The sequence below is a fragment of the Campylobacter volucris genome, assembly GCF_008011665.1.
Classification (GTDB): domain Bacteria; phylum Campylobacterota; class Campylobacteria; order Campylobacterales; family Campylobacteraceae; genus Campylobacter_D; species Campylobacter_D volucris_A.
Genome location: NZ_VOWJ01000014.1, coordinates 46,577 through 73,245 on the forward strand (window position 1 = coordinate 46,577; position 26,669 = coordinate 73,245).

24 protein-coding genes are annotated in these 26,669 nt (G+C 28.1%); 16 read left to right on the forward strand and 8 right to left on the reverse strand.

All coding sequences use genetic code 11. From position 1 onward, the window contains the following. Positions 1 to 76 precede the first annotated feature (76 nt). From pheS to efp, 8 genes are all read left to right on the forward strand, one after another. Positions 77 to 1,069, forward strand: coding sequence for a phenylalanine--tRNA ligase subunit alpha (pheS, locus tag FPD38_RS02155; RefSeq protein ID WP_410002923.1), 993 nt, complete (start codon positions 77 to 79; stop codon positions 1,067 to 1,069). Next, the gene (pheT, locus tag FPD38_RS02160; protein ID WP_147555155.1) at positions 1,066 to 3,396 is read left to right on the forward strand and encodes a phenylalanine--tRNA ligase subunit beta; all 2,331 of its coding nucleotides are present in this window, start codon (positions 1,066 to 1,068) and stop codon (positions 3,394 to 3,396) included. The genes pheS and pheT overlap by 4 nt, the downstream gene beginning before the upstream one ends. Beyond that, the gene (gene aroA / locus FPD38_RS02165; RefSeq protein WP_147555156.1) at positions 3,393 to 4,679 is read left to right on the forward strand and encodes a 3-phosphoshikimate 1-carboxyvinyltransferase; all 1,287 of its coding nucleotides are present in this window, start codon (positions 3,393 to 3,395) and stop codon (positions 4,677 to 4,679) included. Before pheT ends, aroA begins: the two co-directional genes overlap by 4 nt. After that, positions 4,669 to 5,496: a 4-hydroxy-3-methylbut-2-enyl diphosphate reductase gene (locus FPD38_RS02170; RefSeq protein ID WP_147555157.1), complete on the forward strand. Its 828-nt coding sequence runs from the start codon at positions 4,669 to 4,671 to the stop codon at positions 5,494 to 5,496. Before aroA ends, FPD38_RS02170 begins: the two co-directional genes overlap by 11 nt. A gap of 65 nt (positions 5,497 to 5,561) precedes the next feature. After that, positions 5,562 to 7,229 carry a 30S ribosomal protein S1 gene (locus tag FPD38_RS02175; protein ID WP_147555158.1) on the forward strand — a complete coding sequence of 556 codons (1,668 nt, stop codon included), beginning with the start codon at positions 5,562 to 5,564 and terminating at the stop codon, positions 7,227 to 7,229. A gap of 7 nt (positions 7,230 to 7,236) precedes the next feature. Next, a complete protein-coding gene (locus FPD38_RS02180; protein WP_147555159.1) occupies positions 7,237 to 7,716 on the forward strand; it encodes a hypothetical protein in 480 nt (159 codons plus the stop codon). Continuing rightward, positions 7,713 to 9,296, forward strand: a complete 1,584-nt coding sequence (serA, locus tag FPD38_RS02185) for a phosphoglycerate dehydrogenase (protein ID WP_147555160.1) — start codon at positions 7,713 to 7,715, stop codon at positions 9,294 to 9,296. Before FPD38_RS02180 ends, serA begins: the two co-directional genes overlap by 4 nt. A gap of 60 nt (positions 9,297 to 9,356) precedes the next feature. Beyond that, on the forward strand, positions 9,357 to 9,926 hold the full coding sequence (gene efp, locus FPD38_RS02190; protein ID WP_147555161.1) for an elongation factor P: 570 nt from the start codon (positions 9,357 to 9,359) through the stop codon (positions 9,924 to 9,926). A gap of 32 nt (positions 9,927 to 9,958) precedes the next feature. Here efp and uvrB read toward each other — a convergent pair whose 3' ends face one another. After that, positions 9,959 to 11,932, reverse strand: coding sequence for an excinuclease ABC subunit UvrB (gene uvrB / locus FPD38_RS02195; protein WP_147555162.1), 1,974 nt, complete (start codon positions 11,930 to 11,932; stop codon positions 9,959 to 9,961). Between the two features lie 151 nt (positions 11,933 to 12,083). Here uvrB and FPD38_RS02200 point away from each other — a divergent pair, with 151 nt between their 5' ends. Genes FPD38_RS02200 through FPD38_RS02215 form a run of 4 tightly spaced genes read left to right on the forward strand, consistent with a single transcriptional unit; the run spans position 12,084 to position 14,862 of the window. Further along, complete coding sequence (locus tag FPD38_RS02200; protein ID WP_039665884.1) at positions 12,084 to 12,314, forward strand: hypothetical protein; 231 nt, start codon at positions 12,084 to 12,086, stop codon at positions 12,312 to 12,314. Next, positions 12,304 to 12,555: a hypothetical protein gene (locus FPD38_RS02205; protein ID WP_147555163.1), complete on the forward strand. Its 252-nt coding sequence runs from the start codon at positions 12,304 to 12,306 to the stop codon at positions 12,553 to 12,555. Before FPD38_RS02200 ends, FPD38_RS02205 begins: the two co-directional genes overlap by 11 nt. Next, entirely contained in the window at positions 12,545 to 13,021 is a 477-nt protein-coding gene (locus FPD38_RS02210) for a type II secretion system protein (RefSeq protein ID WP_147555164.1), read from the forward strand. The genes FPD38_RS02205 and FPD38_RS02210 overlap by 11 nt, the downstream gene beginning before the upstream one ends. Continuing rightward, entirely contained in the window at positions 13,018 to 14,862 is a 1,845-nt protein-coding gene (locus FPD38_RS02215; protein ID WP_147555165.1) for a primosomal protein N', read from the forward strand. The genes FPD38_RS02210 and FPD38_RS02215 overlap by 4 nt, the downstream gene beginning before the upstream one ends. Here FPD38_RS02215 and FPD38_RS02220 read toward each other — a convergent pair. Next, the gene (locus tag FPD38_RS02220) at positions 14,855 to 16,147 is read right to left on the reverse strand and encodes a DUF2972 domain-containing protein (protein WP_147555166.1); all 1,293 of its coding nucleotides are present in this window, start codon (positions 16,145 to 16,147) and stop codon (positions 14,855 to 14,857) included. The two genes, FPD38_RS02215 and FPD38_RS02220, sit on opposite strands and share 8 nt — an antisense overlap. Positions 16,148 to 16,220: 73 nt before the next feature. On the opposite strand from FPD38_RS02220, the gene ispG reads away from it, so the two are divergent. Next, positions 16,221 to 17,285, forward strand: coding sequence for a flavodoxin-dependent (E)-4-hydroxy-3-methylbut-2-enyl-diphosphate synthase (gene ispG / locus FPD38_RS02225; protein WP_147555167.1), 1,065 nt, complete (start codon positions 16,221 to 16,223; stop codon positions 17,283 to 17,285). Here the strand turns inward: ispG and FPD38_RS02230 are convergent. From FPD38_RS02230 to FPD38_RS02250, 5 genes are all read right to left on the reverse strand, one after another. Next, positions 17,282 to 18,643, reverse strand: coding sequence for a nicotinate phosphoribosyltransferase (locus tag FPD38_RS02230; protein ID WP_147555168.1), 1,362 nt, complete (start codon positions 18,641 to 18,643; stop codon positions 17,282 to 17,284). The two genes, ispG and FPD38_RS02230, sit on opposite strands and share 4 nt — an antisense overlap. Before the next feature lie 12 nt (positions 18,644 to 18,655). Then, positions 18,656 to 19,759: a cell division protein FtsZ gene (ftsZ, locus tag FPD38_RS02235; protein ID WP_039665878.1), complete on the reverse strand. Its 1,104-nt coding sequence runs from the start codon at positions 19,757 to 19,759 to the stop codon at positions 18,656 to 18,658. Positions 19,760 to 19,773: 14 nt separating this feature from the next. Next, complete coding sequence (ftsA, locus tag FPD38_RS02240; RefSeq protein ID WP_147555169.1) at positions 19,774 to 21,153, reverse strand: cell division protein FtsA; 1,380 nt, start codon at positions 21,151 to 21,153, stop codon at positions 19,774 to 19,776. Then, complete coding sequence (locus tag FPD38_RS02245; protein WP_147555170.1) at positions 21,150 to 22,631, reverse strand: peptidylprolyl isomerase; 1,482 nt, start codon at positions 22,629 to 22,631, stop codon at positions 21,150 to 21,152. The genes ftsA and FPD38_RS02245 overlap by 4 nt, the downstream gene beginning before the upstream one ends. Positions 22,632 to 22,713: 82 nt before the next feature. After that, positions 22,714 to 23,292, reverse strand: a complete 579-nt coding sequence (locus tag FPD38_RS02250) for a class II aldolase and adducin N-terminal domain-containing protein (protein ID WP_147555171.1) — start codon at positions 23,290 to 23,292, stop codon at positions 22,714 to 22,716. A gap of 60 nt (positions 23,293 to 23,352) precedes the next feature. Between FPD38_RS02250 and rsmH the strand changes: the two genes are divergently transcribed. Both rsmH and FPD38_RS08125 read left to right on the forward strand, forming a co-directional pair. Continuing rightward, positions 23,353 to 24,270 carry a 16S rRNA (cytosine(1402)-N(4))-methyltransferase RsmH gene (rsmH, locus tag FPD38_RS02255; protein ID WP_147555172.1) on the forward strand — a complete coding sequence of 306 codons (918 nt, stop codon included), beginning with the start codon at positions 23,353 to 23,355 and terminating at the stop codon, positions 24,268 to 24,270. A gap of 3 nt (positions 24,271 to 24,273) precedes the next feature. Then, positions 24,274 to 25,185, forward strand: a complete 912-nt coding sequence (locus FPD38_RS08125; RefSeq protein WP_187153083.1) for a hypothetical protein — start codon at positions 24,274 to 24,276, stop codon at positions 25,183 to 25,185. On the opposite strand, the gene FPD38_RS02265 is transcribed toward FPD38_RS08125, so the two are convergent. Next, positions 25,186 to 25,677 carry a hypothetical protein gene (locus tag FPD38_RS02265; RefSeq protein WP_147555173.1) on the reverse strand — a complete coding sequence of 164 codons (492 nt, stop codon included), beginning with the start codon at positions 25,675 to 25,677 and terminating at the stop codon, positions 25,186 to 25,188. Between the two features lie 134 nt (positions 25,678 to 25,811). On the opposite strand from FPD38_RS02265, the gene dat reads away from it, so the two are divergent. Then, a complete protein-coding gene (gene dat / locus FPD38_RS02270; protein ID WP_147555174.1) occupies positions 25,812 to 26,669 on the forward strand; it encodes a D-amino-acid transaminase in 858 nt (285 codons plus the stop codon).

Here is a 26,669-nt window from a genome sequence, read left to right on the forward strand (position 1 = left end):
CCTTTTTTGGTTTGTTTTTGCTAATTTTAAATAATTTTACATTAGAATGTTTTTAAAAAAATATTTGGAGTAAAAATTGCAAAATATGATATCGCAAGTTGATTCTGCAAATACTTTAGCAGAGCTTGAAAATATAAAAGTAAATTTTTTAGGAAAAAAAGGTGTTTTGACTTTAGAATTTGCTAAATTAAAAGATTTGCAAGGTGAAGAAAAAAAAGAATTTGCTAATACTTTAAACAAAACAAGAGATGAGTTTAATCAAGTTTATCAGGTAAAATTAAAAGAATTAGAAGAAAAAGCTTTAAATGAAAAAATGAAACAAAATGTGCAAGATTTTAGCTTTTTTGATGAAACTTCTAATGCAGGGGCATTACACCCTATAGCTGCTACGATGGATAAAATTATAGAATATTTTAATTCTTTAAATTTTAGTATTGAAAAAGGTCCGCTTATAGAAGATGATTTTCATAATTTTGAAGCTTTGAATTTACCACAAAATCATCCTGCAAGAGATATGCAAGATACTTTTTATTTTGAAAATAAAACCTTGCTTAGATCTCAAACTTCTCCAGTGCAAATTAGAACTATGCTTTCTCAAAAACCTCCTATTAGGATGATAGCTCCTGGAGCAGTTTTTAGAAGAGATTTTGATATTACCCATACTCCTATGTTCCATCAAGTTGAAGGTCTTGTGGTTGAAGAAGGAGGTAAAGTTAATTTTGCAAATTTAAAAGATATGCTTGAAAATTTTTTAAAATATATGTTTGGAGATGTAAAAGTGCGTTTTAGACCAAGCTTTTTTCCTTTTACAGAGCCTTCAGCTGAAGTTGATATTTCATGTGTTTTTTGTAAAGGTTGTGGTTGTAGGGTTTGTAAGCAAACAGGATGGCTTGAAGTTTTAGGATGTGGAGTGGTTGATCCTAATGTTTATAATTTTGTAGGCTATAAAAATGTTAGCGGTTATGCTTTTGGATTGGGCGTGGAAAGATTTGCAATGCTTTTACATAAAATTCCTGATTTGCGTTCTATGTTTGAAGGTGATTTAAGATTATTGGAGCAGTTTAGATGATTATTAGTAAAAATTGGTTAAATGAGTGGATTGATTTAAGTGATATTTCTACAAATACTATTGTTCAAACTTTAAATTCCATAGGCTTAGAAGTTGATAATTTTAAAAGTGTCAAAGCTCCTGATAAGGTTGTAATTGGAAAAGTATTAGATAAAATTAAACATGAAAATTCAGATAAATTAAATATTTGCAAAGTTGATATAGGCAGCGAAATTTTACAAATTGTGTGCGGTGCTAAAAATGTTGATAAAGATCAAATTGTAGCTGTTGCATTAGTAGGTGCAATTTTACCTAATGATTTAAAAATAAAACCAGCAAAACTTAGAGGTGTGGATTCTATGGGTATGATTTGCTCTTCTAGTGAGCTTGGTTTTGGTAAAAGTAACGAAGGTATCATGGTTTTAGATGAAAGTATGGGAGAGTTGATTCTTGGAAAAGCTCTTAATGAATATGATTTATTTAATGACGAGCTTATTGAAATAGATTTAACACCAAATCGTGGAGATTGTTTAAGTTTATACGGAGTTGCAAGAGATTTAAGTGCAGCTTTGGATTTAAATTTAAAAGAACTTCCTAGTGTAAAAGAAAGTGAAAATAGTGTTGGCATAGGAAGAATTTTAAGTGTTAAAAATCATACAGAATTAAACGGATTTTTCGCATATAAAGCCTTAGAAGTTAAAGATAATTTTAAATTAAATATAGTCGCACAAATTCGTTTAGTGCTAATCCAAGAATATAAAAATAATAACATAGAAAATCTTTTATCTTATACCATGCATGCAACAGGTGTGGTATTTTTTGCTTATGATTTTCATAAACTTTGTCAAGAATGTCAAATTGATGAAAAAATTATTTTAGAGATAAATTCTTTAGAGCATGGTGAATATGGAGTGTATTATAAAAATAATTTAATTGCTCTAGCAGGAATTGAGCAAAAAGATAATTTTAAAATAAATGAAAATAGTAAAATTGTTGTAATTGAAGCAAGTTATACTCATCCACAAATTATAGCTAATGCTATGGCAGTGCATAAAAAGAAAAATGATATTAGTTATCGTAGTTTAAGAGGGAGTGAGCCTAAGCTTTCTTTGGGAATGGATTATTTGCTAAAAGAATGTTTAAAAATAGATAATTTAGCAGTATTTTCAGGAACTCAGCAAGTATTTGGTCAAATAGAAGATAAAATCATAGGAATTTTTACTGCAGATATAGATAAAATCATTGGTATGTCTATAGATAAAAATGTTTTAGTAAAGATTTTAAAAAAATTAGGATTTGACATTATTGTAGTAAATGATGAGCAAATTAATGTAAAAATTCCTTTGCATCGCAGTGATATTAATAATATTGCTGATATAAGCGAGGAAATTTTAAGGATTATAGGTATTGATAATATACCTTCAAAAGCTTTAGAATTTAAAGAAAAAAATCGTTTAAATCAAGTATATTTTGACTATCAAGAGCTTAAAAATTTAAGATTTAAAGCTAGTTGTAATGGATATTTTGAAAGTATTCATTATGTTTTAGACAATGAAGAAGAATTAATTTCTTTAGGCTTTAAATGTATCAAAAATAAACTAATCAATCCGATTACTAAAGAACTTGACACCTTAAGAAGCACTTTGATCAACCATCTTTTAAATGCAGTAAAATTAAATTTAAGAAATTCTAAGAAAAAAGTGAAACTTTTTGAGTGTGGTAGTGTTTTTGATGAATTTTCAAATGAACATACTAAATTTGCAATGATTTTTAGTGGTTTTAAAGAAGAGCCAAAAATTTCTAATAAAGCAAAACCAACTTTGGTTGATTTTTATACTTTTTTGGCTGAACTTAAAAGCATTATAGGCGAATTTAGCATGCAAAAATCAAATCATACTTTTTTAAGTCCATATGAACAAGCAAATGTTTATAAAAATGGTAAATATATAGGTTTTGTAGGTAGAGTTCATTTATCCATTGAAAATCAAAGAGATTTAATAAAAACTTATATTTGTGAGCTTGATATAAGTGGTTTAAAACAAGAATTTAAAACCGCAAAGCATTATTCTAAATTTCCTTCTATAAGTAGAGATTTGAGTATTATGATTCCTAAGGGATTTGAATATGAAAAAATTAAAAATTCAATTATTAAGCTAGATATTGATATCTTAGAGAGCTTTAGAGTTGTAGATTTATATACTGATGAGTCTTTAGGAGAATTTTATAGTTTGACTATTAATTTTATTTTTAGAGATTTTGAAAAGACTTTAGAAGATAGCGTTGTTATAGAGCAAACAGATAAAATTTTAAAAACTTTAAATGAAGAATTTGGATTAAAGCTTCGATGAAAATTTATGCTTTAAATTCTTTTAATGCAACTCTTGAGAATATAGCTTCTGATAAGTCTATTTCTCATCGTCTTGTTATTTTTTCTTTATTAACTAAAGATACTTGCAAGATAAAAAATTACTTAAAAGCTCAAGATACATTACATACTCTAAAAGCCATTGTTTTATTAGGAGCTGAGGTTAAGGAAGAATCAGGATGTATTTATATTACAGCGCCAAATAAAATCCACTCTCCAAATCAAATACTTGATTGTGGTAATTCAGGAACTTTGATGAGATTGTTAATTGGCTTTTTAAGTTCTATTGAAGATGGATTTTTTGTTTTGAGTGGAGATTGTTATTTAAACGCTAGGCCTATGAAAAGAATTAGCCAACCTTTGCAAAACATAAATGCTAAAATTTATGGTAGAAATGATGCAAATTTAGCCCCTATTTGTATAGAAGGTGCTAAATTAGAAGGGTTTAATTATAAAAGCAATATCGCTTCAGCTCAAGTAAAAACAGCTATGATTTTAGCAGCTTTAAATGCTAAAAGTGAAAGTTTTTTTGAAGAAATAGAGCTTTCAAGAAATCATAGTGAAATAATACTTACCAAAATGGGTGCAAAAATAGAAAAACTCAATAATCTTGCCACTAAATTTAAAATTTCACCTTTAAAGGAAAAACTTAAAGCTTTTGATATTTGCGTCCCAAATGATCCGTCTTCGGCATTTTATTTTGCAGTTGCAGCTTGTATTTTACCAAATTCTAAAGTGGTTTTAAAAAATGTTTTATTAAATAAAACACGCATAGAAGCTTTTAAAATTTTAGAAAAAATGGGAGCTAAAATTTCTTATATTCAAACTAATAATGATTATGAAAGTATAGGAGAAATTTGTGTAGAAAGCTCTACTTTGCAAGCAATTAGCGTGAGTGAAAATATTGCTTGGTTGATTGATGAAGTGCCAGCTTTAGCTATAGCCTTTGCGTGTGCAAAAGGAACAAGCGCGATTAAAAATGCTAAAGAATTGCGAGTAAAGGAAAGCGATAGAATTAAAGCTGTGGTAGAAAATTTGCAAAAATGTAATATAGCAGCAAGAGAATTTGAAGATGGTTTTGAAGTTGATGGAGGGATAGCAAATAGTGCTAAAATTGAAAGTTTTGGAGATCATCGTATAGCGATGAGCTTTTTAATTTTAGGTTTAAGATGTGGAATGGAAATAGATGATAGTGAGTGTATAAAAACTTCTTTTCCAAATTTTATTGATATTTTAAAGCAAATAGGAGCTAAGATTGGAGATTGAATTAGCTAAAAGTTATGGTTTTTGTTTTGGTGTGAAAAGAGCTATTAAAAAGGCAGAGCAAATTAAAGATGCAGCTACTATTGGCCCATTGATTCATAATAATGAAGAAATTACTCGTCTTTGGAAAAATTATAATGTTAAAACTTTAGAAAGTATCGATGAGCTAAAAGATGAAAAAAAAGCTATCATTAGAACCCATGGTATTACTAAACAAGATTTGGAAGATTTAAAAAGAAAAAATATAGAAATTTTTGATGCGACTTGTCCTTTTGTAACTAAACCTCAAAAAATTTGCGAACAAATGAGCAATGAAGGCTATGAAGTGGTAATTTTTGGAGATGAAAATCATCCTGAGGTTAAAGGTGTGAGAAGTTATGTCAGTACAAAAGCTTATGTGGTGCTAGATGAAAAAGAATTGCTTGACATTAAGTTGCCCTCCAAGATAGCTGTGGTATCACAAACTACAAAAAAAGTTGAAAAATTTATGGAAATTGTGAATTTTTTAATGCTTAAAGTTAAAGAAGTTAGAGTTTTTAACACAATTTGTGATGCTACTTTTAAAAATCAAGAAGCTATCAATGAACTTGCTAAAAAAAGTGATGTAATGGTGATAGTTGGAGGAAAAAATTCAGCCAATACTAAGCAATTATTTTTAATTGCTAAAAATTATTGCCAAGATAGTTATCTTATAGAAAATGAAAAAGAGATTCAAAAAGAATGGTTTAAAGGTAAAGAAAAATGCGGAATTAGTGCAGGTGCTTCAACCCCTGATTGGGTTATTAATTTAGTGCTTGAAAAAATCAAGGAATATGCTTAAAATTAACCAAGTTTAAAGAAAACAATATTATAATCTAAAATTAAAATTTAAAATAAAGGACCACGATGAGCGAGGCGAACAAAAAAGTTCAAAATAGACTAGAGGATATAGTCATAGAAGAAGATTTTGAGCAAATGCTTGAGGAATCTTTTAGAGTCGATGAAGAAGCAATCACACAGGGTGTTATCGTTGAGATTAAAGATGGCGAAGTATTTGTTAATATAGGTCAAAAATCTGAAGGAATTTTAATATTAGAAGAAATTCAAGATGACAAAGGTGGATTAATCTTCAATGAAGGAGATACTCTAGAAGTCGCTATAATAGGTTCTCGCAGTGGCAGATCTTTACTTTCTCATAAAAAAGCTTTAAGAAAACAGAAAGTTAAAGAATTTATAGAAAATTATAAAGAAGATGATAGTATTTTTGATGTAAAAATTATCGGTAAAAATAAGGGTGGTTTTGTAGCTATTGATGAAAATGGGGTTGAATTTTTTCTTCCGCGATCACAAAGTAATTTCAAAGATACTAATAATATCATCAATAAAACTTTTAAAGTTAAAATTATCAAAATAGATAAAGACGCTCAAAGTATTGTTGTTTCAAGAAAAAAAATTGTTGATGAAGAAAGAAGAAAACGCAAAGAAATTATATCTAATGTGATTAATCAAGAAGAGATTATTGAAGGTGTGGTTAAAAAAATCACGACTTATGGAATGTTTGTAGATGTGGGTGGTGTTGATGGTTTGGTTCATTATAGTGAAATTTCATACAAAGGTCCAGTAAATCCTAGCTCTTTATATAACGAAGGAGATAAAGTTCCTGTAAAAGTCATCAAATATGATAAAGAAAAAAAACATCTTTCTTTATCTATAAAATTAGCTATGCCAGATCCTTGGGAAGAAATCAAAGATGGACTAGAGCTTGGTGATACTATTAAAGTAACCGTTTCTAATATAGAGCCATATGGAGCTTTTGTAGATTTAGGTAATGATATAGAAGGATTTTTACATATTAGTGAGATTTCTTGGGATAAAAATGCTAAAAATCCAAAAGATTATATTAGTGAGGGTCAAGAGCTTGATGTGGAAGTTATTGAGATTAATGCCAAAGAAAGAAGACTTAGAGTATCTTTAAAAAATTTGCTCGTTAAACCTTTTGATGAATTTTTGAAAAAACATAAAGTAGGTGATATTGTAAAAGGAGTGGTAACTTCAGTAACAAATTTTGGTGCTTTTGTTAAAATTTCAAATATGGAAGGTTTGTTACATAATGAAGATGCATCTTGGGATAGAAATGATAAATGTAAAGATTTGTATAAAGTTGGTGATGAAATAGAAGTAAAGATCATCAAACTTGATAAAGATACTCAAAAAATATCTTTAAGTATGAAAGAATTGCAAAAAAGTCCTGTTCAAATTTATGCTCAAAATCATCATGTAAATGAGATTGTTAATGGTAGGATTAAGGATATTAAAGATTTTGGTTTATTTGTAGAATTACAAGAAAGCGTAGATGCATTGATTCACAAAGAAGATTTAGGAAAGATAGATCTTTCTAGTTTAAATATTGGTGATAGTATAGAAGCTTTGATAGTCTTTATTGATGAAAAGAGAAATAGAATTCGTTTAAGTGTAAAAAGTCTTGCTAGAATGAAAGAACGAGAAGCATTAAATGAAATCAATGATAATGATAAAGTTACTTTAGGTGATATCATCAAAGATCAACTTTCATAATAAAAAAATGAAAACATATACCCTATATGGTATTTTAGGCTTTTTAAGTTTAATTTTATTAATAACTTTTATTTTTATGGTGAGATATGTAGATATAGGAGATTTGCGTATCTCACAAAATGCAAAATATTCTTTTGATCAGTTAAAAAAAGAACTTCCGCAAACTTGGCAAAATAAATTATCAGAGCTTAAAATGAATGATTATTACCCAGCGGCAAATGAATTTTATATGAATTTTAATATGGATGATTCTGTGGTAAAACCTAAGCAGAAATTTTATTTACTTGATGTAAATAAAAATGATATGTATTCTATGTTTTGTTTAAAACAAATCTTGCAAGCTTTTTTTGTAAAATATACTTTAACTCAAAGCAAGAATGAAGTAAAAATTTATCTTGATACAGACAATGAAAAAGTATTAAAAACTTTAATAGAACAATTAAAAATTTATGATATCAATGCAAAATTAAAGGAGGTTTGGTTATGAAGAAAAAAATTATAATTTGTGATGCAATTTTAGATAGAGGAATTGAACTTTTAAAAAATACTGATGATATAGATTTAATCCAAGCTGCGCATTTATCAAAAGATGAACTTTTAAAAGAGCTTAGTGATGTTGATGTTGCAATTACTAGAAGCTCTACTGATGTAGATTTAAATTTTTTAAACTCTTGTAAAAATCTAAAAGCCTTGATTAGAGCTGGTGTTGGGGTTGATAATGTAGATATTAATGAGTGCTCTAAAAGAGGTATTATAGTGATGAATGTTCCAACCGCAAATACCATAGCAGCTGTAGAACTTACTATGAATCATTTGCTTTGTTCAGCTAGATCTTTTGTAAATGCTCATAATTTTTTGAAAATTGAAAAAAAATGGGAAAGAGAAAAATGGTATGGCATTGAACTTATGTATAAAACTTTAGGGATTATAGGATTTGGCAATATAGGTTCAAGAGTAGCTTCAAGAGCAAAAGCTTTTGGTATGAAAGTAATTGCTTATGATCCTTATATATCATCATCAAAAATGACAGATTTAGGAGTAACATGTGTTGAAACTTTAGATGAAATTTTAATCCAGAGTGATTTTATAAGCATACATACTCCAAAAACAAAAGAAACAGATAATATGATTTCTTTTGATGAAATTTCTAAAATGAAAGATGGTGTAAGATTAATTAATTGTGCAAGAGGTGGTCTTTATAATGAACAAGCTTTATGTGAAGGGTTAAAAAATGGTAAAATAGCTTGGCTTGGTATCGATGTTTTTGAAAAAGAACCAGCTACCAATCATCCATTTTTAGAATTTGAAAATGTTTCAGTCACTTCGCATTTGGGCGCAAACACTTTAGAAAGTCAGGAAAATATTTCTATACAAGCATGTGAGCAAGCATTAAGTGCTGCTAGAGAAATTGCTTATCCTAATGCTTTAAATTTACCTATTAAAACAGAAGATTTGCCAAAATTTGTAGCTCCTTATATAGAATTAATTTCAAAAATGGGATTTTTAGCAGCTCAGCTTGATAAAACTCCTATTAAAGCCATTAAGTTAGAAAGCGAAGGAGAAATTAGCAAATACAATGAATCCTTACTTACTTTTGCTGTAGTTAGTGTTTTAAAAAAAGTTTTTGGAGAAAAAATCAATTATATTAATGCTAAATTTGTTGCTAAAGATAAAGATATAGAACTTTCTTGTAATATTTTACCAAGTAGTGGTTATAATAATAAAATTACTATAAAAATTATTAGTGAAAAAACTAGTCTTTCTATATCAGGGACTATTTTTAGCGAGAATGAACAAAGAATTGTTGAACTTAATGGTTTTGATATTGATTTTAAACCCAAAGGAAAAATGATTATTTTAAATAATAAAGACATACCAGGGGTTATTGCAAATGTTAGTGGTATTTTAGCAAGAAATAATGTCAATATCGCAGATTTTAGACTTGGAAGAGATGGATTTGGCAAAGCTTTAGCTGTGATTTTATTAGATGAGAAAATATCAAAAACATTACTTGAAGAATTAAGAATGATAGATGCTTGTATTTTTGCAGAATATGCAGAAATTTAAGGCTTTTTATAAGTCTTGATTGTTACAATTAAAAACTAATTTTAAGACTAAGGAAAATATATGGCTTCTTATGGAATGGGAGATTTGAAAAAAGGTTTAAAGATTGAAATTGATGGAATTCCTTTTAAGATTGTAGAATATCAACATGTAAAGCCAGGTAAAGGACCTGCTTTTGTTCGTATTAAAATTAAATCTTTTATTGATGGTAAGGTTTTAGAAAAAACTTTCCATGCAGGAGATAAATGCGAATCTCCAAATTTAGAAGAAAAACAAATGCAATATTTATACGATGATGGTGAAAATTGTCAGTTTATGGACACTCAAACTTATGAGCAAGTAGCTATTAGCGAAGAAGATGTGGGTGAAGCTAAAAAATGGATGCTTGATGGAACTATGGTGGATGTTTTATTTCATAATGGAAAAGCAATTGGTGTTGAGGTTCCACAAGTGATGGAATTAAAAATCATCGAAACAGCTCCAAATTTTAAAGGTGACACTCAAGGATCAAATAAAAAACCAGCTACTTTAGAAACAGGAGCAGTGGTTCAAATTCCTTTTCATGTTTTAGAAGGAGAGCTTATACGTGTAGATACTGTGCGTGGAGAATATATAGAAAGAGTAAATAAATAATAATTTTCCTTAAATTTTTTGTTTAAGGAAAATTATAAAGTTTTTAATTTATTGATTTCATCTCTAATCATTGCTGCTTTTTCAAATTCTAAATTTTTAGCAGCTTCTAGCATTTGTTTTCTTAGTTCTTTAATTATTTTTGCGCGTTCTTTAGCAGGCATTTTTTCTAATTCTTTACCTTTGCGATAAATTTCACTTTGATCAAAATCTTGTTTTAAACTTTCTTCTATATCTCTTTTTACTGAAGTTGGTGTGATTTTATGCTTTTTATTATAAGCTTCTTGTAAAGCCCTTCTTTCATTGGTTATATCTATGGCTTCTTGCATGGATTTTGTGATTTTTTGAGCAAAAAGTAGTACTTTTCCATTTATATTTCTAGCAGCCCTTCCCATAGTTTGAATGAGTGCTGTGGTGCTTCTTAAAAAGCCTTCTTTGTCTGCATCCATAATGGCTATTAAAGAAACTTCAGGTAAATCAAGTCCTTCTCTTAAAAGATTAATTCCTATTAAAATATCAAAAGCACCATTTCTTAATCCTATGATAATTTCATTACGCTCTATAGCATCAATTTCTGAGTGCATGTATTTTACTTTTAAGCCAAGTTCTAGATAATATTTACTAAGCTCTTCAGCCATTTTTTTTGTTAAAACTGTGATTAAAACTCTTTCACCACGCTCTATAACTTTTTTAGCCTCATCGTATAAAATTTCTACTTGATTAGAGTTATCTTTGATTTCTATTTTTGGGTCTAAAAGTCCTGTTGGACGCATGATTTGATAAAAAACATTTTCTTTGCTAAGTTCAAGTTCAAGGGGAGCTGGAGTTGCTGAAACAAATAAAAATTTACAATTTTTATTAATAAATTCATCAAACATCAAAGGACGATTATCTAAAGCGCTAGGCAAACGAAAACCATAATCAACCAAAACTTGCTTTCTACTTCTATCCCCTGCAAACATACCACGAAATTGTGGCAAAGATACGTGGCTTTCATCTACAATCACCAAAAAATCTTGATTTTTAATAGCAAAATAATCAAAAAGCGTATAAGGAGTATCACCGCTTTTAAGCCCTGTTAAATGTAGTGCGTAATTTTCTATACCTTTGCACATTCCAGTGCTTTCTAGCATTTCAATATCAAATTCAACTCTTTGTTTTAATCTTTGATATTCTACTAATTTATTTTCATTTTCAAAATATGCTAAGCGTTTGTTAAGTTCAGCTTTAATGCCTTTAATAGCTTCTTTTAGCCTAGTTTGTGTGACACTAAATTGACTTGTAGGATAAAGTATAAATTTTTTTAAATCCCTACCTTTTTTATTTTCTAATACATTGTAATGATACATAGCCTCAAGCTCATCGCCAAAAAATTCAAGTCTAATTGCCTCATCTTCATAATAGGCTGGATATATATCAACTATATCTCCATTTACTCTAAAATCAGCCCTATCAAAGAAATTATCATTGCGTTTATAACCCATATCTACAAGTTTTTTTAGGAGTTCTTTTTGTGAAATTTGCATATTTAATTCTAAAATCAAAACCATACCTACATACTCGCTAGGATTACCCAAGCCATAATTTGCTGAAACACTAGCTATGCATATTACATCATCATAGCTTAACAATGAAGCACTAGCGCTAAGTCTTAATCTTTCTAAGTCTTCATTAGTAGAGCTATCTTTTTCTATAAAAATATCAGTTCTTGGTATGTAAGCTTCTGGTTGATAATAATCATAATAGCTTATAAAATATTCCACATGATTTTTTGAAAAAAATCCTTTAAATTCACTAAAAAGTTGAGCACATAAGCTTTTATTATGACTCATTATCAAAGTAGGCATATTTAAATTTTTAATTATATTTGCCATGCTAAAAGTTTTTCCACTTCCTGTAACACCTAGCAAGGTTTGATATTTATTTCCATTTTTGATACTTTTTACTATGCCATCTATGGCTTGTTGTTGATCAGGACTTGGCTTAAAATTACTTGTAAGTTCAAACATATAATTTCCTAAGAATATTTTCATAAATTTTATACAAAATTTTTTGTAAAAATTTGAATTTTAAAAGAAAAAGCTATGCAAAATTAAATTTTTTTTTGTTACAATTAAACATTTAAAATACTCTTATAATTAAAATCAAAAAGGCAAAATTATGTATGATGAAAAAATTATCAATACTATGACAGACAAGGTAAATGAGTTGATTGAAAAATACAATGAAGTGTGTGAAGCAAATGAAAATTTAAGAAATGAATTAGTTAGCGTAAAAGCACAAAATGAAGCAAAAAGTAATCAAATCGCTCGCTTAGAAGAAGAATTAAAATCACGCAATGCTCAAAGTGAAGATATCTTCAAAAAAATAGAGGCTGTTCTTGGCAAATAATAACCAAAGAAAAGTTACAATCAATGTCTATGCTAAAGATTTTGTCGTAACTTGCAGTAATGAATTTGCTAATCATCTTGAAGATGAAATAGCTCTGATTTCAGGAGGAACTGGGAAAATAGAGCTGGCAAATTTCATAAATGCTTTTATAAAACTTAGTTATGAAAACTATATTGTAAAAAAAGAATTAAATAAAATTATTACCACTATAGATAAAGAAATCAAAGAAAATGCAATATAAAAAAGCTTTTACTTTAATAGAGCTTATTTTTTGCATGATTATTATAGCTATTTTATCAGCACTAGCTTATCCTTATTTTTCATTTAACAAAATGGATGCGAAAATTATTCGTTTAAAAAGTGAAATTCAAATGATAAATTCATCTTTGGCGGTATTAAAAAATCAATTTGTATTTAATAAAAATGTGAATTTTCCAAAAGTTTTAGATGAAGCTTTGCCTAATATAGAAAATCAAAAACTTTTTTCTTGCTCTAATGAGCAAATTCAAGCATGTCTTAGTGGAAATTGTTGCTCTTATAGTGTTTTAGAACAAGCCATTGTTTCTAGTAAAAAAACATGGATGAAAATTGCAAATACCAAATATAGATATTTTATCGATGCGAAAAAATATGTGGATTTTTCTTATGATAATCAAAAGGTATTTTTAGAGTGTGTTAGTTCAAATTGTAAGGATTATGGGCTTTGAGATATTATGAGCTTGCTATAAAGGGGTATTATCTTGATACTTTAATCTATGAAAGTGATGAAAAAATTGAGCCTTTAAGCGAGGTTATAGTTGATCTTGCTAGAAAAAAAAATCTCAAAGCCATAATCTTAAAAGAATGTACAAAGCCAAATTTTAACACCCAAAAGATTAAAGAATTAACACTTAATAAAATTACTAATTTACAATATGAGCTTGCTAAATTTATAGCTTATTATTATGCGAGTAAAATCGCTTTTGTCTTGGGAATGTTTGAAAGTACTACTTTTTATACTCAAACTAAAAAAATACACATAGAAAATTGTCCCAATTTAAATGCCAAGCAAAAACAAGCCTTAGAATTTATAAAAGATCATCAAAGTTCATTATTGTTTGGTGATACAGGTTGTGGAAAAACAGAAATTTATATATCTTTGATAAAAGAGTATTTAGAAAAAGGCAAACAAGTCTTGCTTTTAATGCCAGAAATTGCCCTAACTCCGCAAATGGAAAAAAGATTAAAAGTATATTTTGAAGATAGTTTTTTCTTATGGCATTCTAAAATTTCTAAAAACAAAAAACAAGAGTGTTTAAAAAATTTAGCAAATTCTAAAGCTCTTTTGGTAGCAGGAGCTAGATCTGCTTTGTTTTTGCCATTTGAGAATTTAGGGCTTATTATAGTTGATGAAGAACATGATAATTCTTATAAAGCCAGTAATAATCCAAGAATTAATGCAAGAGATTTAGCGCTATTTTTAGCAAAGAAAAATGATATTAAAATACTTTTAGGTTCTGCCACCCCTAGTGTTTCTAGTTTTTATAAACATCCAGTTTATAGACTAAAAGGGACATTTTTTGAAAGTAAAAAAGAGTTTTTATATGATGAAAGTGAGCTTAGTGTATCTTCTAAATTGCTTTTAGAGCTAAGAAGCACTTTGAAAGAAAAAAAACAAGCAGTTGTATTTTTGCCTACAAGGGCAAATTTTAGGCAAATTTTATGTAAAGATTGTGCTAATACCATTAAATGTCCATTTTGTTCTGTTGCGCTAAGTTTGCATAAAAATAAAAATGCTTTGAAATGTCATTATTGTAATTTTACAAAAGAGATTGATAAATATTGTCCAACTTGTAAAGGCAATATGTTAGAAGCTAGGAAAATGGGAACAGCACAGCTTCGTGAATATTTGCAAGAGCAATTAAGTGAATTTAATGCTGTAATTAGGCAATTTGATAGTGATGAAATTAGTAGTGTAAAAAAGCTAAATACTATTTTAAAAGAATTTAATCAGCAAAAAATAGATATTTTAGTAGGCACTTCTATGCTTGCTAAAGGGCATGATTATCATAATGTAAATTTAAGTGTGATTTTGGGTTTGGATGAGTATTTATTTAGACCAAATTTCAAAGCTTTGGAAGAAACCTTAGCTTTAGCTATGCAAGTAGCAGGAAGATCTGGTAGAAAAGGGTGTGGAAAAGTTCTTTTGCAAACTAAAAATAAAGTCTTTTTTGAAAAATATATACAAGATTATGATAGTTTTTTAGAAGATGAATTAAACGCAAGGAAGCGGCTTTATCCGCCGTTTAAAAGGCTTTTAAGATTAATAATTGAAGATGAACATCAAGTCAATGCGATACAAATTTGTGAAAAAATGCTTGAATTTTGCCAAATGAATGAGGTTGAAATAGTAGGAAGCGGTGCTTGTGCTATTGAAATGCTTCATAAAAAATGGAGATTTTATGTATTAGTGCGAAGTAAAGATTATTTTAATTTAGTCAAAATAGAACATTTTGCACTAAATTTTAAAAATATAATTTGCGATATAGATCCAATTGATTTTAGTTAAAAAAATTTTTAAATTCTTGGTAATAACTCCAAGATTTTACTATATCAGGGCGCACTTTTTTGATATGGATTAATTCTTTATCTAGTATATCTTTAAGTTTATTTTTGGCTTTTTCATTGTTTTTAAGATAATCTAGCACTTCCTCTTCTTTCATTAAATTTGCTTCTGTGTAATCTACAACTTCTTTAATAGCATCTAAAAAATTGGATAAATATTGTTTGATATTTTTATAATTTTTGTGATTTAACAATTGATCTATTTTGGTTTTGTCAATATAAATTCCAATGTTATTTTTAAGGTCATTGTTGCTGATATGTGAGAAAATGTTTATTTGTTCATTATTGTTATGGTATCTATTGATAGTTAAATTAATTTTATCATCTACTTTAAAATTTAAAGGAAGTAAATATCTAATATAACCTCTAAATTCTTTTCTTTCAAGAATATTTTTATCATTATGGGGGGGGGTAAAATGAAATTGATTTGCTAATTTGGTCAAAGTGTTATAAACTTTATTTGTTTTGAGATCTTGCATATCTATATAGACAATTTTGCTTGTATCGATTTTATCAAGCAAGGCGTGCATTATAAAAGTATTTTCCAATAAAGTTTCAAAATTATCCTTCATATAAGTTTTATTTGGTTTTAAAAAATCAATATATTCTTGGAAATTAAAATTTAAATCAAAATTTGGGTTATAATTTCTTTGAACTTTACTCCAATCTCTTCCATAAGAATGTCTTAATAAAGATATAGGATCTCTTGTTTGGATTAATATTGGTATATCGGGATTTATTAAATTTAAATATTTATCTAGGTTTAAGACATTAGTTTCAGATATATTAATAGCAACTTGAGAATATGTAAGCAAAGATATAAAATTTAAACTATATCTATAGCATCCATCATTTGGAAGCACCCAAGATGCAGGACAATACACATTGCACAACTCATTAAGCAAAGTTAAAAAAGCAGCAGCACCAACACCATGAGGTGATATATAAACAAATTTTGCATTTTCTAAAGGGATATTTAAGTTCCAAGCTAAATTGGCGCAATACTCACTAGGTTCTATATCTATATTTTTAGGATTTATTAATGGTGGATAAGGATTATTTTTATATTGTTTAAATTCATTGCAATTAAGCCAAGTTACAATATGAGTGATGTTGTCTAAGATAAATTTTTGAAAAGTTTCACTTTGATTATTTTTTAAGGTGTTTAATAACAAATTTGCTTTTTTACTATCTAAGTTAGTAGATAAAAAATTAAGTAAATTTTGCATATTAAATCCTTAGTGTTTTTTGATTTTAAATAAAATATTATAAAATTATATAAAAATATTATTAGAGTAAGTTATGAAAAGATACAAAACAAGACAAATCAAAGTAGGTGATGTTTTAATAGGTGGTGATGCACCAATTTCTGTGCAATCTATGCTTTTTACAAAAACAAGAGATATTGAAGGTTCTTTAGAGCAGTTAAATAGACTTTATTTTGCTGGAGCTAATATAGTTCGCTTGGCATGTTTAGACATGGCCGATGCAAGAGCTTTAAAAGAGATAAAAGCACAAAGCCCATTGCCTTTGATAGTCGATATACATTTTAATCATAAATTAGCTATATATTGTGCTGAATTTATAGATGGTATTAGAATAAACCCAGGTAATATAGGCTCTAAAGAAAATATAAAAGAAGTGGTTAATGCTTGTAAGCAAAGACAAATTCCAATACGCATAGGTATAAACCATGGTTCTATAGAAAAGCAATTTTCTGATAAATATGGTTACAATATAGAAGCCATGCTAGAAAGTGCAAAATATAATATAAAATTATTAGAAGATTTTAACTTTTTTGATATAAAAATTTCTATGAAAACTTCAGATACTCAAAAAACCATAGAAGCTTATGAAAGACTTCGCCCGCTTTGTGATTATCCTTTTCATTTAGGGGTAACTGAAGCTGGAACTAAATTTCATAGTACTATAAAAAGTTCTATAGCGCTTGGAAATTTACTTTTAAAAGGTATAGGTGATACTATGAGAGTTTCCATGACAGGAGAACTTGAAGAAGAAATTCGTGTAGCAAGAGCTATTTTACAAGATAGTGGAGTTCAAAAAAGTGGAGTAAATATCATATCTTGTCCAACCTGTGGAAGAATACAAAGTGATTTAATAAAAGCTATAAAAATAGTAGAAGAAAAAACAAAGCATATAAAAGAGCCATTAAATATTAGTGTTATGGGTTGTGTGGTAAATGCATTGGGTGAAGCAAAAGGAGCTGATGTGGCTATAGCTTTTGGCAAAAATCAAGGTTTGGTTATAAGACATGGAGAAGTGGTGGCAAAGCTTAAAGAAGGTGAGCTTGTAGATAGATTTTTACTTGAAGTAGAAGATGAAGTTAAAATAAGATCTAAAGGCTAAATTAAAGTTAAATTCTTTTTTAACTCTTGTAGTTTTTTTGAAATTTTTACTTTGTAAGTGCTTGGATTTTTTAATCTTTTATGTGAAGATTTCAAACTTTGAATATTTTTTTTATAAAAATTTTGTATAAAAGATAAATTAGGAATTTTATATATTAATTGTCCATTTTTAAAAATCATTTTCAGCATATTTTTAGCTTGTAAATTTTTATATTGAGTTATTTGTTCATCGTGATTATATAATTTATCAAATTCCATTTTTTCATTTTTATAATATCGTATCAATTTTTTAAACGAAGGTAGGGTGGTTTTGTTTGAATGTTCGCTAATTTTTATTTTAGGGATAATGTGTTGATTTTTTTCTACAGCTACTAATTTATAAACAGCTCCAAAAACAGGACAACTTGCAGAAGTGATAAGTCTTTCTCCAACGCCAAAGCCATCGATTGGAGCTTTGTTTTTTAGAAGTTGTGCAATTTTATTTTCATCTAAAGCATTACTTACAAATATCTTACAATTTTTTAAATTATTTTGATCAAGCATTTTTCTTGCTAATTTAGAAAGTTTTAATAAATCCCCAGAATCAATGCGTATAGCATAATTTTTTAAAGTTTTTTTAGCTTGTAATTCTTTAAAAATTAAAATAGCATTATTTATACCATTGATACAATCATAGGTATCTACTAAAAGTGTGATATTGTCTTTATAAATTTTGCAATAAGATCTAAAAGCATCAAGTTCATTATCATGCATTTGCACCCACGCATGAGACATGGTGCCACTTAAAGGGATATTGAATTTTTTTGCAGCTAGGGTGCAAGAAGTGGCGTTAAATCCACCTATAAAAGCAGCTCTTGCTCCATTTATAGCAGCATTTGCTCCATGAGCTCTGCGAGAGCCAAATTCTAAAAGTATTTTTTCTTTTGCAATTTGAAAAATTCTATTTGCTTTTGTTGTGATTAAACATTGATGATTTAGTGTTAAAAGTATAAAAGTTTCTAATAATAAAGCCTCTATAATAGGTGCTTTAACATAAAATATAGGCTCATTAGCAAATATACATTCACCTTCTTGTATGCTATAAATATCACCACTAAATTTTAAATTAGCTAGGTAATTTAAAAAATCTTCACTAAAAGAATCGGTATTTTGTAAAAATTCAATATCTTCTTTTGTAAAAGAAAAATTTTGTATATATTGGATAATTTGTTCTAAACCAGCAAAAATAGTATATTTTGCATTATCAGGAGCTTGTCTAAAAAAAACTTCAAAATAGACTATTTGTTTATGCTTATTTTGTTTAAAATAAGCATAAGCCATAGTTAATTCATAAAAATCACATAATAAAGTATGATTCATAAATGGATTAAATTAATCCATTTGGCGACGCAAAAATGCTGGTACATCAAGTTGAGAAATAACTTCCTCATCAAAACCACCGCTAGCTTTGCGTAAATTTATATATGAATTTTTTTTGCTTTCTTCTTGCTCTTTGGCTTGAACTTCATTTTTATCTTCAAAACCTGTAGCTATGATGGTTACTTCTACGCGATCTCCCATACTCTCATCAGCAGTAACACCAAAAATTACTTTAGCATTTTCATCCGATTCATCACTAATACTTTGTGTAGCTTGTGAAATTTCAAGAAGTGAGCATTCAGGCCCTACTTTATAATGTATAATTACGCCTTTAGCACCTTTCATAGTCATACCATCAAGTAATGGTGATTCTATAGCACTTTCTAATGCTTCCATGATAGCATTTTCACCTTCTCCTTGACCTACGCCCATTAATGCTAAACCCCTGTGGCTCATAACTGTTCTAACATCGGCAAAGTCTACATTGATATCGCCATCTTCTAAAAGTATAGAAACCATTCCTCTTACAGCTCTTGTAAGAATATCATCAACTAATTTAAATGCTTCTTTGATACCAGCTTTTTTAGGGAGTATGCTAAGTAATTTTTCATTTTGAATTACAATGATGGAGTCGCTTTCTTTTTTTAATTCTGCCAAACCTGCTTCAGCAAGTTTTTTTCTTTGTTTTCCTTCAAAAGCAAAAGGCATAGTAACCACTGAAACTGTTAAAGCTCCAGCTTCTTTAGCTGCTTGAGCTACTACAGGGGCCGCACCTGTTCCCGTTCCGCCACCAAGTCCAGCTGATATAAACACAATATCACTTTGGCTTAATGCAGCTTTTATTTCTTCAAAACTTTCTCTAGCGCTTTCTGCACCTATTTCAGGTTGCATGCCAGCCCCAAGACCTTTGGTCTTTTTTTCTCCAAGTTGAATTTTTGTTTTAGCTTGAGATTTAGCTATTGCTTGCGCATCAGTATTTGCTGAAATAAGATCAAGATCATGTAGGCCCATATTGACCATATGATCAATCATATTTCCGCCGCCTCCACCGCAGCCAATAACTTTTATCTTTGCACCTTTTGCGTGTTGCATTTCTTCTACCAAAAATTCACTCATTTGTATTCTCCTAATTAGAACTGGTTTATAATTTTATTCCAAATTTTAGAAAAAGAACTAGGTTTTTTCTCTTTTTTCACTTCAACTTTTTTTATTTCTTCTTTCTCTTCATCAAAAATTTGTCTATCTTGAAAAATTTCTTCTAATTTTTCTTCTTTTTCTTCATATTCTTCTATGACAAAATTTTGTTTAATTTGTTTATTTATAATTTCAGGTTCGCCTTTATACCTTAATTTCTCGTTAGAATCTAACTCATAAGGGGTGAAATAACCACCACCATATAAACAAAGTCCTATTGCACAACTATTTTCTGGATCATCAAATATTTCTTTAAAGCCATCCATAGTGTCTTTTTTTGCACTTGCTATTCTAACAGCTTTATTATCAAAGTAAGCTGAAGCAAGTTTATCAAGTCCTGCAAATTTTGTCATACCTCCGGTTAAGACTATACCAGCTCCTGCTTGATTTGCACTTGCATTATCACTTAGCATTTTTGCTAAAATGATAATAGTTTCTTCTATTCTTGCATAAATTACATTGGAAATAACTTCGATAGAAACCTCATTTTTTCTTTTTTCATCTCCCATGTATGGAATTTGTATTAAAGAATTTTCATTTTGTGCTAAAGAAGCATAATTTAGTTTTAATTTTTCAGCTTCTTTTGGAGGCGTGTGTAAAGCTATGGATAAATCATTAGTAATATTAACTGAGCCAATTTGCAAACACTCATTATATCTTACAGAATTTCCTGCATGTATGACCATATCGCATACTGCTCCACCCATATCGATTAAGACAGCACCTAATTCTTTTTCGCTATCATCAAAACAAGCAATTGATGAAGCATAGCCTGATAAAACAATATTATCTACTCTAAGATCTGCAAGTTCGACTGCTTTTTTTAAATTTTTTATATGAACTTCTTGAGAAATGACAATATGTGTAGAAACTTCTAAGCGATTTCCACTCATTCCCAAAGGATCTTCTACATGCTCAAGATCATTAACTTTAAAATTATAAGGCAATACATGGATGATTTCATATCCACTTGGTATGTTAGCTGTATGTTTAGCCGTGCTAACGGCTCTGTGGATTTCTTTAATTCCTATTTCTTGATTTGGAATATTTACAACACCTATGCTATCTACGCTTTTTGCGTATGCTCCAGATATAGAAACAATTACTTTATCATAATGTACTCCTGACATCATTTGTGCATCTGCTACTGCTTCTTCTATAGACTTTGAAGCTAATTCTATATTAGTAATTGCTCCTTTTTTTATACCGCTAGATTTTGATTTACCAAAACCTATAATTTTTAATCCTTCTTCACTTTTTTGAGCTAAGATTGCACAAGTCTGTACAGAGCCTAAATCAATTCCTAAGATGTTCAATTTGCATTTCCTTTATAGTATCTTTTGATTGAATAAAGTTCGATTAATTTTTTTAATAATTCTTCTTTTAAAAGTGCTTGTTTTGTTTGTCTTGCACTTTGTTCTATAATAAATTTATAAATTTGTTCCTTTTCTTTATTTTGTAGTTTTTGTTCGATAATTTCATAAACTATAGCTTTATCATCAAATAAAACATAAGATTTTTGTTTATTAGTATCAAAAACTTGTGCTAAAAATTCGCTAAATTCGGTATTGTTCATAATACTATCACTCACTTTATTATTTTTACTAGAATCTCTGCTGTAAGTTCCTATGTCGATACCATGGAAATTTTCCAATGCATTTTTAGCTTTTTCTTCTAATATTTGTTTTGTTTTTTCTTTGATATATAGTTTTTTAACTTCATTTTTTGCTTGTTCAAAAGTTTGAGTTTGTATAGGATTGATCTTTAAAATTTGAGCAATCATATAACCATCTTTAAATTTAAATGGCTTGATAAAATCTTTTTCTTTACTTTTTTGTATAGCTTCTAAAGGATAGTAAATATCTGTATTTTCAATAGTAATATTTGTATCAAAATTTAACTCACCCTTTCTTAGTGCCACATAGCTTTCATTTGCTTTAAGTTTTAATTTTGCAAGATTAAGATCTTTTAGAACTTTTTCTTTACTTTGTTCTAGGCTTAGTATTTTTCCATTAAAATCTTTGTAATCATTTTTATTTTCTTCATAAAATTTTGCTAGCTCTTTTTCATCAATTTGTGTTAAATCTGGCTTTAAAAAATAAGTTGCTAATTCATAGCTTGGTTCGCTTTTGTATAATTGTTTATTTTTTTCCCAAGTTTGATAGAGCTCTTTTTCGTCTATAACAATATCTTTTTCATTGACATAAATTGCTTGGATTTTTAATTTATCTTGCATCAAAAAACTTGCCGCAAACATATCTATTTCATCTTCTTTTAAAGGGATATTAAAAATAACATTGATTTTTTTAAGTAAAAGCTCATCGTGAATCATTTTTTCATAAGTTTTTGGAGTGTAATTGTTTCTTGAAAGAATATTATAGTAAAGATTTTTATCAAATACACCTGATTCGTTGTGAAAAACCTTTTGATGAGCAAGATCATAGGCAATTTCTTCTTCGCTTACGCTTAGTCCTAAAGTCTTTGCATAAGATAGAAGTAATTTTTCTTGTATTAGTTCGTTAATTGCTTGAGTATCTAAACCATCTTTTAAAGCTTGTTCTTGAGTATAGTTTCCATCGTTAAGTTGAGAATAATATGCAAATAATTGAGAATATTTAAGATTAAATTCATCATAGCTAATTTTTTCATCGCCAACTTTAGCAACAGCATTAGAACGATCGGTATTAAAATCGTAACTTCCCCAACCAACAAAACCTGCACCTACAAAGGCAACAACGCTAATCCAGATTGTTATAACTAAATATTTTTTATGATGCTGCATCCAAGTGAGCATTTTTTCCCCAATCAAACTTAATTATGAATTAAATTACAAATTATAGATAAATTGTGATTAATCAAAAATTAATTTTTTAAAATCATGATAAATTAGTTTCAGCTAAATAAATGATTTTACAAGAATTTTCAATCAAATCTATGATTTTTCCAAGTTCATAGCTTGTTCTACCATAAGCAAAAATGCCATATCCTTTAACCACCACAAAATTTTGTTTTTGCTCTAACATATAGCGATAAATTTCTGTTTGAGATCTATCTTCCCAATCTTCGTAATTTTTGGGATTATAAATGCGAATTTCTTCTAAAAAAATTTCGCCAAAATAATCTTGAGGGGTAATAAAATCATGATTTAAACTCATAGAAAGGGTGTAAGATGGACAAGCAAAGCATATAAATTTGGCTTCAGGGATATTTTCATAAATGCTTTTGTGTATTTCGCAATCGCTATTTGCTTCATTCCAGCTATAATCTTTGCTAAATTTTAAAACACTAAGATTTTTTTCATTAATTTGGTTTAAAAAAGCGTCATTTTTATTGATGATAAAAGAGCTTGGAGAAAGTTTTGCTGAAATTGATCCATGGGAGATTCCAAAAAAATTTTTTTTAAACATAGATGAAGAAAGCATTTGAATTTGAGAAATAATATTGTCTTTATTCACTAAAAAGCCTTTTTTTTAAACTTAATTGAGATATTATACTAAAAAATAAAAAGGTTTGATTTGAAAAGTCTGCATATACCAGTTTTATTGCAAGAAGTTTTAGATGTTTTTAAAGATTTAGATCAAGGAGATTTTTTAGATTGCACATTAGGGTATGGAGGACATAGTAGTGCTATTTTAAAAGCTCATCCAAATTTAAATTTAATTGCTTGCGATAAAGATATAGAAGCTTTAAATTTTTCAAAAGCCTTTTTAAATGAATTTTCAAATAGAATTTCTTTTTATCATCTTGGTTTTAAAAATATACTAGATAAAATTTTTACACAAAATTTAAGAGGAGTTTTAGCAGATATTGGAGTATCTTCTTTGCAGCTTGATAAAAATGATAGAGGTTTTTCTTTGAATTCAGATTTTTTAGATATGAGAATGGATCAAAATGCAAGTTTGAGTGCTAAAGAGCTTGTAAATTCATACTCTGAAGAAGAATTAGAGCAAATTTTTAGAGAAAATGGAGATTTAGGTTCTATCTCAAAAAAATTAGCTTCAAAAATTATACAAGCAAGAAATCACAAAGAAATCACAAGTGCAAAAGAATTAGCCAAAATTATAGGTGATGCTAAATTTCATGGTCGTAATGTAAGTTTAGCTTTGCTTGTGTTTCAAGCTTTGCGTATAGAAGTTAATGATGAGTTAGGTGAACTTAAAAGATTACTTGATAGTATTGAAAAGGCTAAGTTAAAAGATTGCAAAGTCGCGATAATTTGCTTTCATTCCTTAGAAGATAGATTAGTTAAAAATACTTTTAAAAGATGGGAAAAAGATTGTATTTGTGATGAAAAAGCTTTTAGATGCGAGTGTGGAAAAAACCATAGTCTTGGAAAGATTCTTAGTAAAAAAGCTATAAGTGCTTCCAAAGAAGAAGTTAGATACAATAGTAGATCAAGTTGTGCAAAGATGCGAATTTTTCATTTTAGGTAAATTATGACTAATGATGATTTTTTAAAAGAAAAACAAAATATACGAGAAAAAATGCTCAAATACTCAAGAGCCATAAAAGAGGGTAGAGTATATGAGAATCATTATGAATTAAACGAAAATGATCGGATATTAAAAAGTAGGATTAATCGTAAAAAAAGACCTAAATTTACAGATTTTGATGAAGAATATGAAGAAAAACCGAAAAAACAATCTTCAATTTATTTAAAAGAAGATTTAATTAATGTGAAATTAGAAGAAAGAAAACCTTTTTCAATTAAGCTAAATTTTTTCAAAAAAAACAAGCAAAAAGCAAATAAAAATATAAATTCAAAAAAACCAATAGCAAAAGAAAAAAGTGTCAATTCTAACGAAAAACTTGAAAATAAATCTTTTCAATTTGAGCAAATTTCTAAAATAGTAACAAAAGGCAATGCTTATGTTTCTTTGAAAATTCAAAATATAAAAGAAAATCAAAAACAAAAAGCAAAACTCAAACAAGAAATAAAAGAAAAGAAAAAACTTGAAAAAGAGAAATGGCAAAAACAAGAGCAACTCGAAAAAGAAAAACTAGAAAAAGAAAAACAAATTCAAGAAGAAGTAAGATTGCAAGAACAAAAAGCACAAGAGCAATTAGAATACAGCATAGAAGATAAATATGAACTTTTAGATAGTATAAAAACAGAAGAAAATAAAAATTTAAGTTTAAAACATTTATCGTATGCGGGTGTTATTTTGATTTTTGCTTTACTTGTGTTTTTTCCTCAAATTTATATAAGAAATCAAATTTATTATATTAGTAGAGATATAGCTGATTTACGCTCGCAGGAGTGGGTTTTGGATGAGGAAAATAAAGAGTTGCAAAGACAACTTGAAGCAATTTATTTTCAAAATCAAGTTTTAGATTATCTAGATTAATTATTTGTTTGTTTGGATGATTTTTTCTAATACATATTGTTCTAGTTGGTTTTTGGGAATTTCTTCTTTGATAGCTTGATTGTAAATATTTTCAGCAATTTTAGAGTATTTTTCATATGCAAAATATGGAAAATGTAAAACCCAAGCTTTTTTAATTAATTTTTTACTAATAATTTTTCTTGTGTAAATTTTAAATATATCATATCCTATAAAAATACAAGCTGTAACTAAAACAGAACTTAAGATACTAATATGAAAATTAACAATAGTTAAAAAATAATGAGTAATTAATAACAAAGGTATCAAAATTAAGGCGCATAAAATAGCGTATATGAGATAAGAGTTTAAGATTTTAAATTTATAATTTAATTTAGCAGGATCTACTAACATACCTTCATTTAATAAAGCATTGGCTTCCAAAAGATCCTTTAGGTTGACAGGTTGATTTGAAATCTTAAAAATGGAATTTAAAATTAATTCTTTAATTTTCATCGCTCCAATCCAGAATAAAGTGATTTAATATAGTATTTTAACATATTTTTATTTTTGATAAAATTAATGGTAATTATTTTGTATTATAATGAGTGTTAATAACTATACTGTTTTATAAAATTTAAGGAAAAAATATGGAAGAAAAAGAAATAGTTTTTTTAAATGGTGAATTTGTAAAATCAAATGAGGCTAAAATAAGTGTGTTTGATAGAGGATTTATCTTTGGAGATGGAATTTATGAAGTAGTTCCTATAGTCAATTTTAAAATAGCAGATAAGGAGGAATTTTGGGAGCGTTTTGAACGAAGTTTGGCTCAAATTAATCTAAAATTATCTTTTTCTAAAGAAGAAATGGAAGAATTTTTTAAAAAATTAATTGAAAAAAATTCTTTAAAAGAGGGCGGAATTTATATACAAGTTACTAGAGGTGTAGCAAGTAGAAACTTTGCTCTTTTAGAAGGATTAAAACCTACTATCATGGCTTTTGCTTTTGAGTGTAATGTGATTGAGCATGAATTTGCTAAAGGTGGTATTAATGTGATTTCAACAGCGGATTTAAGATGGAAAAGAAGAGATATTAAGTCAATTTCTTTACTTGCTCAGTGTCTTGCAAAACAAGAAGCCATAAAAGCTAAAGCTTTTGAAGCTTTCATGGTAGAAAATGCTTTGGTAACAGAGGGTTCAAGTAGTTCAGCTTTTATTATAAAAAATAATATTTTAATTACTAAACCTTTTTCTAATGAAATTTTACCAGGTATAAGACGCAAAAATATTTTAAAATTTGCAAAAGAATTAGGACTTAAAGTAGATCAAAGAGCCTTTAGTATGAAAGAAGTTTATGAAGCAGATGAAGTGTTTATTTCCGCTGCTACTTTTTTAATTTTAGGTGTAATTAAAGCAGATAGTAAAGTGATTAAAGATGGAAAAGTTGGCTTTTATACTCAAAAACTACGAGAAAAATATATCGAAAAAATTTTAAAAGAAACTGTTTGA

What these genes read in the sequence shown, in the direction of transcription:
- FPD38_RS02210 (WP_147555164.1), top strand. Translation starts at nt 12,545, where the DNA reads ATGCAATATAAAAAAGCTTTTACTTTAATAGAGCTTATTTTTTGCATG.
- FPD38_RS02220 (WP_147555166.1), bottom strand. Translation starts at nt 16,147, where the DNA reads ATGCAAAATTTACTTAATTTTTTATCTACTAACTTAGATAGTAAAAAA.
- FPD38_RS02180 (WP_147555159.1), top strand. Translation starts at nt 7,237, where the DNA reads ATGAAAACATATACCCTATATGGTATTTTAGGCTTTTTAAGTTTAATT.
- pheT (WP_147555155.1), top strand. Translation starts at nt 1,066, where the DNA reads ATGATTATTAGTAAAAATTGGTTAAATGAGTGGATTGATTTAAGTGAT.
- aroA (WP_147555156.1), top strand. Translation starts at nt 3,393, where the DNA reads ATGAAAATTTATGCTTTAAATTCTTTTAATGCAACTCTTGAGAATATA.
- serA (WP_147555160.1), top strand. Translation starts at nt 7,713, where the DNA reads ATGAAGAAAAAAATTATAATTTGTGATGCAATTTTAGATAGAGGAATT.
- FPD38_RS02230 (WP_147555168.1), bottom strand. Translation starts at nt 18,643, where the DNA reads ATGAATCATACTTTATTATGTGATTTTTATGAATTAACTATGGCTTAT.
- FPD38_RS02265 (WP_147555173.1), bottom strand. Translation starts at nt 25,677, where the DNA reads ATGAAAATTAAAGAATTAATTTTAAATTCCATTTTTAAGATTTCAAAT.
- FPD38_RS08125 (WP_187153083.1), top strand. Translation starts at nt 24,274, where the DNA reads ATGACTAATGATGATTTTTTAAAAGAAAAACAAAATATACGAGAAAAA.
- FPD38_RS02175 (WP_147555158.1), top strand. Translation starts at nt 5,562, where the DNA reads ATGAGCGAGGCGAACAAAAAAGTTCAAAATAGACTAGAGGATATAGTC.
- efp (WP_147555161.1), top strand. Translation starts at nt 9,357, where the DNA reads ATGGCTTCTTATGGAATGGGAGATTTGAAAAAAGGTTTAAAGATTGAA.
- ftsZ (WP_039665878.1), bottom strand. Translation starts at nt 19,759, where the DNA reads ATGAGTGAATTTTTGGTAGAAGAAATGCAACACGCAAAAGGTGCAAAG.
- uvrB (WP_147555162.1), bottom strand. Translation starts at nt 11,932, where the DNA reads ATGTTTGAACTTACAAGTAATTTTAAGCCAAGTCCTGATCAACAACAA.
- ispG (WP_147555167.1), top strand. Translation starts at nt 16,221, where the DNA reads ATGAAAAGATACAAAACAAGACAAATCAAAGTAGGTGATGTTTTAATA.
- FPD38_RS02200 (WP_039665884.1), top strand. Translation starts at nt 12,084, where the DNA reads ATGTATGATGAAAAAATTATCAATACTATGACAGACAAGGTAAATGAG.
- FPD38_RS02245 (WP_147555170.1), bottom strand. Translation starts at nt 22,631, where the DNA reads ATGCTCACTTGGATGCAGCATCATAAAAAATATTTAGTTATAACAATC.
- dat (WP_147555174.1), top strand. Translation starts at nt 25,812, where the DNA reads ATGGAAGAAAAAGAAATAGTTTTTTTAAATGGTGAATTTGTAAAATCA.